This is a genomic window from Turicibacter sp. HGF1, from assembly GCF_000191865.1.
Classification (GTDB): Bacteria; Bacillota_I; Bacilli_A; order MOL361; family Turicibacteraceae; genus Turicibacter; species Turicibacter sanguinis.
Genome location: NZ_AEXQ01000004.1, coordinates 1 through 11,240, shown reverse-complemented (window position 1 = coordinate 11,240; position 11,240 = coordinate 1). Strand labels below are relative to the sequence as shown.

The following is an 11,240-nucleotide window of genomic DNA, read 5'->3' as shown; positions in this document are numbered from 1 at the left end:
GGTTCTCTTTTTTTTAGTGATGGTTTAAACATACTTCTCTACAACTTATGTTATAAATCAAAGCTTTATGACTCTTTTTTTCATTGCATTACTTTTTCATAATACTAAAATACTTTGTATAAAATATGTAGAAAAAGACGAATTGATGTAGAAAAAAAACTTTCCATGTCATCATTATACTAATAAGTAATTATATACCCTATAGACTGGAATATCCTCTTTTAGTGAATTAAGATTATTTTTCAAATAAAATCCTCTCTAGATATTAATCTTGTCATAAAAATCCATATAAATTTATATTCGCTTTTCATATAATGATGATAGCGCTATAAAAGGGGGGATCAATATGGACAAACAGTCTTATCTTAAACTAATTGATAAAGTCATTGAACAAGGACCATTCAAAGACACGTGGGAATCTCTTGAACAATACGACGTAGCAAAGTGGTATCAAAAAGCGAAGTTCGGAATCTTTATTCACTGGGGGCTCTATTCTATTCCGGCATTTGGAAGTGAGTGGTATTCAAGAAATATGTATATTCAAGGTAGTAAAGAGTACGAGCATCATATTAAAACATATGGGCCGCAAAAAGAATTTGGGTACAAAGATTTCATTCCGATGTTTAAGGCTGAAAAATTTGATCCTGAAGTTTGGGCAGACTTATTTGAAAAAGCTGGGGCGCGATATGTCATGCCTGTCGCCGAACATCACGATGGATTCCAAATGTATAAAAGTGATCTCTCTCCATTCAACTCATATGAAATGGGACCTAAACGTGATATTTTAGGTGAATTATCTCAGGCATTTGAAAAACGAGGTATTAAAGCCTGTGCCTCATCTCATCGAATTGAGCATTGGTTTTTCATGGGAGAGGGGAAAAAATTTGATAGTGATATACATGATCCTTTAGCGTGTGGCGATTTTTATTGGCCTGCCATGCCTGAGCCTGATCACTATGATTTATTTAGTGAACCTACCCCAACAAAAGAATTTTTGGAAGATTGGTTACTCAGATGTTGTGAATTAGTTGATAAATATCGTCCTAAACTCATTTACTTTGACTGGTGGATTCAACATCATGCTGTTAAACCCTACCTCAAAAAATTCGCTGCTTACTACTACAATCGTGCACATGAATGGAATGAAGAAGTTGCTATTAACTATAAAAATGATGCGTTCATGTTTGGTAGTGCTGTTATCGATATGGAACGTGGTCAATTTAATGAACCCAAACCAAACTTATGGCAAAGTTGTACGTCTGTTGCAAGAAACTCTTGGGGATATACTGAGGATAATGACTATAAAACAGCAAACGAAATCATTTGTGACCTTGTGGATATCGTGAGTAAAAACGGGTGCCTACTATTAAATATCGGACCAAAAGGAGATGGCTCAATTCCAGAAGAAGATAAAAAACTCCTACTCGAAATTGGAGACTGGCTAAAAATCAACGGCCAGGCCATTTACGACTCTAAGGTTTGGCGGTACGCATCAGAAGGTCCAACCAAAGTATCAGAAGGACAATTTTCAGATACAACGAGCAAAAAGTTCACTCCTAAGGATATTAGATACACCGTGAACAACAATGCCATCTACGCAACGGTCCTAAACTATCCTGAAAATGGACAAGTCAAACTCACCTCTTTTGCCAAAAAAGATCCTTGTTTCGTCCCATGCTTCCACGGCATTATCAAAGATATTGTTGCGCTAGGATTTGACGAGGAAATCAAATGGAATCATAGTACGGATGCCCTTGAGATTAGTACAACTACTATTCATAGTGAACTCCCTGTTGTTTTCAAAATTATTCTCGACTAAAAAAGTAAAAGCATTAACCTGATATTGGCTAATGCTTTTTTATATGATTAAATTAACCCAAAATGTTTACAAGCATGGTAGATTCCATCTTCATGAACTGGTTTTGTGACATAGTTAGCATGCTTTTGAACATCTTTATGAGCATTCCCCATTGCAACACCCATTCCAACTGCTTGCAACATCTCAATATCATTGAATCCATCCCCAAACGCAAGTGCATTCTCAGGTTTCAACCCGATTTTATCTAAAATCGTTTGTATAGCAGTTGCTTTTGAACCATGTAACGGTAATAAATCAACGCCATTTTCTTGCCAACGAACAATGCGAATTTCTTTAATTGACTCAAAGAAATGCTCATTCTCTTTTGTAACTCCCGCTACCATCTGATACACCTTAAAATCAGGTTTTTCTAAATCTGTTTGAATTCTAGGATAAGGTAACTTCATAGCCTCAAGTCCTGATAATAAAAGTTCTTGATTGGCACCTGATAAAATATAATGCTCTGCTGGCATCCATAAAAGTGGAATATCATGCTTCTTAGAAACATCTACAATTTCATCAAGTAAAGTTTCTGAATAAGGTGCCTCATGAATCACTTTACCATGCATCACAGCATATTGACCATTCGTACAAATATAACTATCAATTTCTAATCCCTCAAGTAAATCCTCAATCATAAATGGAGAACGTCCTGTTGCAATAAAAGGCGTGATTCCATTCTCTTTTAATAATCTAATCGCCTCAATCGTTGACGCTGGTACTAACTCCATATCTGAACCATGCGAATGCGTTGAATGATTATCCACAATCGTTCCATCTACATCAAAAAAAGCAACCTTAATCTCCATCCTGGCCATCCTCCTACAAACTAATGTTGATAAACATAGGATACTACAAAAAAGACATTTAATCTACACTTAACCTGTGCCTTCGACACGTAACAATAATTGGTATCTAAATTTTAAAAGTCATTTTGAATGAAAAACTTTATCTGTGACATAATGAGGTTAAAGAGGTGATAGCAATGAATACCGAATTTATCGAAACACCGATTGAGGCTCTTACATTTATTGTAATCGAATTGATTATGTTGACAATCGTCTTAGCACTTTTAACTTATACCTTTTTAAAACTCTATTCTCTCATCACCAAAACATCACATCACGATTCTCAAGAAGATTTTAAATGAAATCTTCTTTTTTATTTTCTCTGTATACTCTTTATAGATATTAAAAATCATGAAAATATGAAGAGTATATAACAGATATGTTATCTATTTAAATTTCTCCTGTATTTTCTACGTATATATAAATACCATTAAAGTATTTTTATTTAAAACGTTTTTATTCTGTGTTAGAATTTCATAAAAGAAATCATTTAGGAAGTGATTACCATGTCTAACTCAGAATATAAAATACTAGACCATTTATCTAAAGGAATATTAGTTATTAATAATGAATTTAAAATTATTTATGCGAATCAAGTAGCAGAAGAAATCTTTAATATAAATAAAGATAGCATCCTAGGTGAGTCCTTGCATCATCTAAATTGTCAAAAAGAGCTTTGCTTATTTTGTTTGTTAAGTAAGCAAATCAAAGATTTTCCACTCCATTCTCCAATTAAGAAAATTACCATTCCAAATTATTATCAAATACCAGATCAACATTTAATAATAAAAATTATCCGACACGAAAACATATTCTTAGTTGAGGGAAAATCCATTAATTTTTCTAATGATAGAAAAAAAGAGCTATTGACTGAACTGATACAACATTCAAAAGATTATATGTTCTTTAAAGATGAGAATTTAAACTATGTTATCGCGAATCAAAGTTATTTAGACTTTGTCGGTCTTAAGGAGAATGAGCTAATAGGATTAAATGATTGGGATTTAGTGCGTAAGGGAATTCTTTCTGAAGAATTATATTATCAATGTAAATGTGGAGATAATGATACTTTATTACACGGTTCTTACTCAGGCGTTGAAGTATTTTTAGGACGCTCTTATCAGGTACTAAAACAAAAGGTAAATCAAGGCGTGTTATGTGTAGCCAAGGATATAACAGAAATAATCAATATGACTAAATTATCAGTAGAAGATTCCTTAACTCAAATGTATAATCGCCGAAAATTTAATACCGTTTATAATAATATCTTTGAAGATTCTAAATATAATTACTATTTAGTATTAATAGAATTCAGTAATCTTGATTTAATTAATACTTTATATGGCTATCAACAAGGTGACGAATATTTAAAAATATTATCAAAAATCCTTTTAAATTATTCAGAAGAGCTATTTTTCAGATTAGATGGAAGTATCTTTTGTTCTCTTACGGATAAAAATCAAAAAAATCTTGAAAAGTTTATTAGTCATATTTTTTCTGACCTAGATCAAATGAACATCACACCAAAAATAACGATTAATGTCGGTGCCTGTCAAATAGATAGAACAACTTCAAAGGAAATTAATTATAATAAAGCTTCTCATTTTTTAAATGAATCTAAAAAAATAGGACAAAATCAATGTATCATTGACGGCGAATTATATCTTAAGAAATAAAATTGAATCAAAATAAAGACCTACATTTAATTATCTCTAATTAAGTGTAGGCCTTTTTATTAAACTTATTACATCAATCATATTATTTTTGTTTTCCTTCTTTATTAAATAATTGTTTAACTCTAATCTCTGTTATAGCCATTGAAATTAATACAATCACAACTAACTCCAAAACATTAATCATCACAACCTCAAAAGGACTCAGTAATCGAATATATGAATTTAATATAATCCCAATCACAAGAGCAATTGCCCCCATACTAACTAACATCACACCAAAAACTTTATTCGCAAACTGCCATGATTCTTTTGTTTGTAAAACTGATCTAACTCGATATCCAAACCTTCGTATATCTTGGTCTGACTCTAAAACATTAACCACACCAATTAACATCGAAAGTAATCCAACAATAAACACAGAAAACTCTAGCATAACCCCTACCTCCTTTAAAATCAATATATTTCCATTACATTATACCACGAGAATGGACCTAACCCTTAAATACTTTCAAATTCAAACAAAAAAGCACGCCTTAGCGTGCCTTCACAACCATAAAACCATATGAATCCAAACTTACTGTCTCATCAAATGACAAAATCTGATTTCTATACAACTCATGAACTTCCTTATTTTTTAGCTCAGGGATTAATGGAATCGTTAGGTGATAAGGATTATTATTAATAATAAAATAAATACTATGATGTTCATCAAACTTTCTATAAATTAACGTATTTTGATGATGATAAATAAACTCTAAGTTCCCAGAATACTCTTTTCTTAACTCAATACAACGCTTTAAATGCGTAAAATAAGGCATCTCACAAGCAGCGTCAGTCCAAATCATACACTGACGTGAACGAGTATCATTATCCCCCTCAAGTCCCACTTCAGATCCATAAAAAATACACGGAGACCCTATTAACGAATAAAGTAATAAATAAGCGAGCTTGATTTTACCTTCACATCCATCAGCTAAAGTAGCAAGACGTGGCGTATCATGACTATCGAGTAAATTAAACATTACGTCATTCACATTAGCAGGATATCGATAAAGTGCCTCAACAATTGTATCAACAAAACCTTGGTCATCGATATGATTGGTCGCCACAAACTCTAAAATAGCTTTCGTTAATGGATAATTCATTACCGCATCAAATTGATCGCCTAAAAGCCAGGCATAAGAATCATGCCAAGTCTCTCCTACAATATATAAATCGGGATTCGCCTCTTTAACAGCCTTTCTAAAATCACGCCAAAAGTCATGAGAAATCTCATTGGCAACATCAAGTCGCCAGGCATCAATCCCAAACTCCTTAATCCAATACAATGCAATATCAATTAAATATTGTTTTGCCTCTTTATGATTTGTATTAATCTTTGGCATATACGGTGTGAAGCTAAAAGTTTCGTACGTTCCGATAATCGGAGCCCCCTCCTCATCAACAACTGGAAACTCATGAATGAAGAACCAGTCTTTGTATTCTGACTGCTCACCATTTTTCACAACATCTTGCCACTGAGGTGAATGATATCCCATATGATTAAAGACAGCATCAAGCATCACTTTCATTCCACGCTGATGAGCTTCATTTACTAACGTTTTAAAAATAGCATCATCTCCAAAATGAGGATCAATTTTATAATAATCCACCGTATCATACTTATGAGTAGACGGTGATTCAAAAATCGGAGTTAAATAAAGTCCATTAATTCCAAGCTCTTGCAGATAATCCAACTTATCCACAATTCCTTGTAAGTCACCACCATAAAAAGAATCAATCGTCACTTCCCCCTCTCCCCAAGGAAGAACATTCTCAGGACTAATTGAATCATCTCCATTTGCAAAACGTTCAGGAAAAATTTGATACCACATCGTATCACGTACCCAATCTGGTGCCTTAAATACGTCTTCAGCATTTAAATACGGAAATGCAAAATAACTATTAACATCCTTCTTAATTACTTCATCCTCAACACTAAAAAATCCACGCTCAATAAATAATAATTCTTCTATCCCATCATTTAAAATAAATCCATATTTAAAACGACGATACGTTGGCTTGATTTCAATAAACCAGTAATCAAACTCTGATGTTGAATGTTGTTTTATCATTGGCGTTGATTTTAAGCACCATTCATATTCACCTTTCTCATTAGGTTGCCAATCATATGGATCATTTCCAAGTAACTTGACTGACTTTATATCATTTTTAGCACTTCTTAAACGGATATGAAGCGTTTCTTTGTCATATGCATACGCATACGCACTTTTTGCACGGTGGTAAATTGCTTGTTTAATCATTTTTAGCTGCCCCCTTCTTACTTCTTCATTATACAAAAAAGAGTCCTCATATTCATCGTACTGCCAATGAGAAATGAAGGGCTAAAATTTATATTAAAAACCTTTTAAAAGTAAGACTTTCTCACAAATGATTCTCACCAGTTAATAAATAAGCGTCTTTATACATCCGATTTCGTACATAAAACTTTATAACTGATTCATATAAACATTCATCATACAATAAGTTAGACATTCTCTGTTCCTTATATTTCGTAATTAAATCTTGAAGTTCATCAAGCTGTGACTTATCCCCATTTTCACAAAGCGTTAAGATTTTTGAGGTAATTGTATCCTCAATCACCAAAGGCTCATCCGACTGATTCAATCGACTTAACATAAAAGTCTGCCCCTCCTGTGCCTCCTTCAAAAACTCCAAACGATTCAACTTCTTCATATAAGTCACAGAGCGCTCATACTGTCTAAGTGCGCGCTCAGTACTCCCTACCTTATAACAAAGTACCGCCTTAAAATGATAAAAGCCAATCAACCCAATTAAATTTCCCTCATCCAAATAAGTTTGATACGACTTTTCAGCAAATTCAAATGCTTCATAGTAACTCGACAACTTATAATAAGCCATCGCCAAATACAAAAGAGAATGCCCTGTTGTTTCATAATTAGTAGACTTTAATAACAAATCGCGTGCTAAGGTCGCATCGTGATAATAAAGCAACTGATCTAACCCTAAATAAAAATAATACTTAAATCGTTGATGATTCGTTAATAAATGCTCAATAGATTGAATCATCATCAATACCTCATCAAACTTATCACGCTCAGATGTTGAACAAAACTTCGCAAAATGGACCAAATAATAGTCAACAATCAAAGGAGAATGAATAAACTTATCCTCTTGCTTTACTAATCGTTCAAAAATCTCACCAGACTTCACAAAACCATTTAAATTCAGTTCATCAAAAAACTCCTCAATTAACTCTCGACTTTCTCTTAAAAAATTTGAATCGCTATAGTATCTAATATCAAGCTCATCAAACAAAGACTCAATAATATCAAGACTTGGGACAACCTCCCCATTCTCAATCTTACTCAAATAAGAAGGCACACAAATCCCCTGTGCTAAATGTTGCTGACTCATATTTTGACGAATTCGATTTACCTTAATTAATGAACCAAGCAACGTTAAATTCTGCTTCTCTAATAATCCATTTAAATCTCGCATCAGTCATCCCTCAATTTTAATAGTATTAACTCTAGTATACATGATAAACAAAAAAAGAGACTTCATAAACATGAAGTCTCTCATAAATTCTTATTAATCTCTTAATTAGAAGTTTACAACAACATTTTGAGCTTGAAGTCCGCGTTGTCCTTCAGCAGTTTCAAATGTTACTTTTTGTCCTTCTTCAAGACGTTTGAATCCGTCAGCTTTAATTGCTGAGAAGTGAACGAATACGTCGCTTCCGTTTTCTGCAGTGATAAATCCAAATCCTTTTTCTTCGTTAAACCATTTAACTGTACCTTTCATATTGGTACCTCCTAAAATTTTATTTCTGTAATGAAAGTAAAAAAAATTCACGTATTATTACAGATTACATTGAGTGGTAGAATATAATCTCTAATAACATGTGAATTTCATGATTTTTAAAAGCTATAGACAACTACTTAACATACTCTTATTATATACCCTCTCATACATAATGTCAACAGTATCCTAAATTTATTATCTTAAAATTTATTTTTTACATTCTCCGAATTAAATAGTATTATTCATCTACATAAAAAAGAGCAATCTGATTAAAATTGCTCTTTTTCTAATTTTTTATACTGATGCAGCTGTTTCACTTGAAGGAGTCACTACTTTTTCTTTTTGTATACGAACTAATTGATTCGCGTAACGTTTATATAAAACAACTAAGATAATAGCACTCAAAATATATGATGCTAAAACAAATGGTGTATTATAACCAACTGAATATACAACTGGATTCATTCCTTCTGGTGCATAGTCTGCGAAGAATACGACACCTGAAATAATATGGCACGCTAATCTTGCAATTGAACCGATTCCTGTGGCAAGCCAAATATAAAGACTACGTTGCCCCACTTCAACCACATTGACCTTACTTGCAAAGAATCCTGCAAATCCTAGTACTGCATATGGTAACGGATAATCAAATAACACTTGAATTGGGTGCATGATATAAGCTCCCGTTAACAATTGTAACAATCCCATTGTAAATCCACTTAAAAATCCCGCTACCCACCCATAGCGAAATGCAATAACGGCAAGTGGTACTAATGAAATTGAAATTGATCCTCCAAATGGCCAGAACCATCCTGAATAAATGTTAGCTACATAATCAAGCACGAATGCTAAGGCAACTAAGATACTCATTTCCACTAATTTTTTCGTTTTTGAATTTTGCATAAAAAAATCCTCCCTGTTATAAGGAGGCTTTACGGCTTAATTAAAAGTATAAGAATATAATTTTATTAAAATAGCATTTAATAAAAATTCTGTCTACTTCCCTCCGCTAGTCCTAACTAGTTCAGGTTCAAAGGGTTATGTATCGCTACACTCTCAGCCGTAAGGCACCCCTAGTATCATTAACACTTTTAACTTAACACATATTTCCTATTCGGTCAAATAAAACAACTCGACAAAACTATAACTTATCATACTCTGATAAAATCTTATGATGTGCAGCTACAAGTGGATACTCATGTAAACTTGTAGAACTTATCCACAATCCACTATTTTCTGCCACCTCATCACTCAAGGTAATATCCGTTGTTACTTTAACTGAATAACTTTCCATTTCCCAAATTCGATGTGAAAACACATGATTAAATGTTCCAATCGCTTGAATGGACTCAACATTTTTACAAACTAGGGATAACTTTTCTAACAAGAACTCAGCAGGTTCTAGCGTCCCATCATATTCAAAACTCATAAACTCATAAAAATTTGCTAGCAGTCCTTTATCCGGTCGCTTATTTACCAAATACTCACCGTATTGGTTTTCAACAATGGCCACTACTAACTTAGTTTTAACTTGAGCATTCGCCTTAGTTTTAACAGGTAATAAATCATCAATCCCTTGTTTAAAAGCCTGGCAATGTTTTTGAACTGGACATTCCAAACACTTAGGAGATTTAGGTGTACAAATTGTCGCTCCAAGCTCCATTAATCCTTGATTAAAGGCACTTGGATCCTCATGACTTATCACGTCAGTCACCACAGATTCAAAAACTTTACGAGTTTTAGGTTTCGCAATATCCTCAAAAATACAACAAACCCGACTCATTACTCGAAAAACATTCCCATCAACCGCAGGAGCCGGGATACCAAAAGCAATACTACTAACAGCCCCCGCTGTATAAGGACCAACGCCTTTTAACTTTAAAATTTCTTCATGAGTCGTTGGAAACCCACCCATCGCTTCAATCATCTTTGCGCTCTCTTGTAAATTACGAGCACGAGAATAATACCCCAATCCTTCCCATGCCTTTAACAATGTTTGCTCATCCGCCTCTGCCAACTCCTTTGTGGTTGGAAAAAGCTTCATAAAACGTTCATAATACGGAATCACTGTAACAACCTGAGTTTGTTGTAGCATAATCTCTGAAACTAAAATACGATACGGATCACGATTAATACGCCAAGGCAAATCACGCTTCACAATATAATACCAATCAATTAAATCCTTTTGAAATTGTTCTATATTTAAATGCTCTATATAATTTTGAGTCATCTTAATCACCTACTTATAATATTAGTCTATCAGATACACTCTGAATTTAAACACAATATACTACAAAATTCGCATTTTAAACAAAGAAAAAGCACCTGGCAGGAAACCGGTGCTTTTTAAATTTTGTAGGAATTAAATGATAAATTGTAGCATTTTTACCCCAACTACAATTACCTTTAATAAAGATTATATCTATTTTCAACACAAAATGCTAGTCTTAATTACTCACAAATACTGACAACAAATGATTTTATCTTGCAAAATTCCATAATTAATACTATAAATTTAAGCATTAAAAAAAAACACACAAATCGTGACCAGCGACTTGCGTGTTTTTTATTTGTTAGCCATCAATCAGAAACAAAAAAGAATGACTAATTGAACAACTAACAACTTTCATTAAAAATCTTGAAAAAACAAAAGGGACTGTATGATACAAAAAGAGAGATATCGAGGTAAGAAAATGACTCATTCCCCCTAGTAGAGAAAATCTCTTTAAGGGAAAGTGACACCACATCTCACTTCTCTACATAATATGTATAATTCTTCGTATTTAGACCTTTTTTATGTTTTTTCGTGAAAATTTTTAGATAGCTCTAACTGAGCTATGCGAAGTTTTAATCCATATTATCCTGCGCATTAATGTTTCTCCTTAACTAACAGGAAAGGTAGAAACATTTGATGCAGGGGGATTTTATTAATCTAGCCTCAAAGACCAAATGCTCTATAAAGTTTTATCCACTCTTGTGTTTTTAAAACACGCGGTGGCTAAGCACTTTTAGTCGCATTTAAGCGGTCTT

The 11,240-nt window shown here is 33.2% G+C and carries 10 protein-coding genes and 1 riboswitch; of the genes, 3 read left to right on the top strand and 7 right to left on the bottom strand.

Annotation, left to right across the window (positions count from 1 at the left end; translation table 11 throughout):
• Positions 1-346 precede the first annotated feature (346 nt).
• A complete protein-coding gene (locus HMPREF9402_RS00390) occupies positions 347-1,819 on the top strand; it encodes an alpha-L-fucosidase (RefSeq protein ID WP_009606148.1) in 1,473 nt (490 codons plus the stop codon).
• Positions 1,820-1,866: 47 nt separating this feature from the next.
• Here HMPREF9402_RS00390 and HMPREF9402_RS00385 read toward each other — a convergent pair whose 3' ends face one another.
• The gene (locus tag HMPREF9402_RS00385) at positions 1,867-2,667 is read right to left on the bottom strand and encodes a Cof-type HAD-IIB family hydrolase (protein ID WP_009606142.1); all 801 of its coding nucleotides are present in this window, start codon (positions 2,665-2,667) and stop codon (positions 1,867-1,869) included.
• 176 nt (positions 2,668-2,843) lie between these two features.
• On the opposite strand from HMPREF9402_RS00385, the gene HMPREF9402_RS14405 reads away from it, so the two are divergent.
• Positions 2,844-3,008 (top strand): hypothetical protein, encoded by a 165-nt coding sequence (locus tag HMPREF9402_RS14405; RefSeq protein WP_009606145.1) that lies wholly within the window; start codon positions 2,844-2,846, stop codon positions 3,006-3,008.
• 204 nt (positions 3,009-3,212) lie between these two features.
• Entirely contained in the window at positions 3,213-4,382 is a 1,170-nt protein-coding gene (locus HMPREF9402_RS00380; RefSeq protein ID WP_009606147.1) for a sensor domain-containing diguanylate cyclase, read from the top strand.
• An 82-nt stretch (positions 4,383-4,464) separates the two neighbouring features.
• On the opposite strand, the gene HMPREF9402_RS00375 is transcribed toward HMPREF9402_RS00380, so the two are convergent.
• The 6 genes from HMPREF9402_RS00375 to mutY all read right to left on the bottom strand — a co-directional run bounded on the left by HMPREF9402_RS00375 (position 4,465) and on the right by mutY (position 10,440).
• Entirely contained in the window at positions 4,465-4,815 is a 351-nt protein-coding gene (locus tag HMPREF9402_RS00375; RefSeq protein WP_009606146.1) for an SdpI family protein, read from the bottom strand.
• A gap of 100 nt (positions 4,816-4,915) precedes the next feature.
• Positions 4,916-6,685 carry a glycoside hydrolase family 13 protein gene (locus HMPREF9402_RS00370; protein WP_009606143.1) on the bottom strand — a complete coding sequence of 590 codons (1,770 nt, stop codon included), beginning with the start codon at positions 6,683-6,685 and terminating at the stop codon, positions 4,916-4,918.
• A gap of 121 nt (positions 6,686-6,806) precedes the next feature.
• Positions 6,807-7,904 (bottom strand): helix-turn-helix domain-containing protein, encoded by a 1,098-nt coding sequence (locus HMPREF9402_RS00365; protein WP_009606144.1) that lies wholly within the window; start codon positions 7,902-7,904, stop codon positions 6,807-6,809.
• Between the two features lie 105 nt (positions 7,905-8,009).
• The gene (locus HMPREF9402_RS00360; protein ID WP_006784497.1) at positions 8,010-8,210 is read right to left on the bottom strand and encodes a cold-shock protein; all 201 of its coding nucleotides are present in this window, start codon (positions 8,208-8,210) and stop codon (positions 8,010-8,012) included.
• Between the two features lie 294 nt (positions 8,211-8,504).
• Positions 8,505-9,113 carry an energy-coupled thiamine transporter ThiT gene (gene thiT, locus HMPREF9402_RS00355; RefSeq protein WP_006784496.1) on the bottom strand — a complete coding sequence of 203 codons (609 nt, stop codon included), beginning with the start codon at positions 9,111-9,113 and terminating at the stop codon, positions 8,505-8,507.
• An 81-nt stretch (positions 9,114-9,194) separates the two neighbouring features.
• Positions 9,195-9,295, bottom strand: a riboswitch (TPP riboswitch).
• Between the two features lie 56 nt (positions 9,296-9,351).
• Positions 9,352-10,440 carry an A/G-specific adenine glycosylase gene (mutY, locus tag HMPREF9402_RS00350; protein ID WP_009606141.1) on the bottom strand — a complete coding sequence of 363 codons (1,089 nt, stop codon included), beginning with the start codon at positions 10,438-10,440 and terminating at the stop codon, positions 9,352-9,354.
• Between the last annotated feature and the right edge of the window lie 800 nt (positions 10,441-11,240).

Excerpts from the sequence above, each read along its gene's own strand:
- mutY (WP_009606141.1), bottom strand. The coding sequence starts at position 10,440 with ATGACTCAAAATTATATAGAGCATTTAAATATAGAACAATTTCAAAAG.
- HMPREF9402_RS00390 (WP_009606148.1), top strand. The coding sequence starts at position 347 with ATGGACAAACAGTCTTATCTTAAACTAATTGATAAAGTCATTGAACAA.
- HMPREF9402_RS00375 (WP_009606146.1), bottom strand. The coding sequence starts at position 4,815 with ATGCTAGAGTTTTCTGTGTTTATTGTTGGATTACTTTCGATGTTAATT.
- HMPREF9402_RS00365 (WP_009606144.1), bottom strand. The coding sequence starts at position 7,904 with ATGCGAGATTTAAATGGATTATTAGAGAAGCAGAATTTAACGTTGCTT.
- thiT (WP_006784496.1), bottom strand. The coding sequence starts at position 9,113 with ATGCAAAATTCAAAAACGAAAAAATTAGTGGAAATGAGTATCTTAGTT.
- HMPREF9402_RS00370 (WP_009606143.1), bottom strand. The coding sequence starts at position 6,685 with ATGATTAAACAAGCAATTTACCACCGTGCAAAAAGTGCGTATGCGTAT.
- HMPREF9402_RS00385 (WP_009606142.1), bottom strand. The coding sequence starts at position 2,667 with ATGGAGATTAAGGTTGCTTTTTTTGATGTAGATGGAACGATTGTGGAT.
- HMPREF9402_RS00360 (WP_006784497.1), bottom strand. The coding sequence starts at position 8,210 with ATGAAAGGTACAGTTAAATGGTTTAACGAAGAAAAAGGATTTGGATTT.
- HMPREF9402_RS00380 (WP_009606147.1), top strand. The coding sequence starts at position 3,213 with ATGTCTAACTCAGAATATAAAATACTAGACCATTTATCTAAAGGAATA.
- HMPREF9402_RS14405 (WP_009606145.1), top strand. The coding sequence starts at position 2,844 with ATGAATACCGAATTTATCGAAACACCGATTGAGGCTCTTACATTTATT.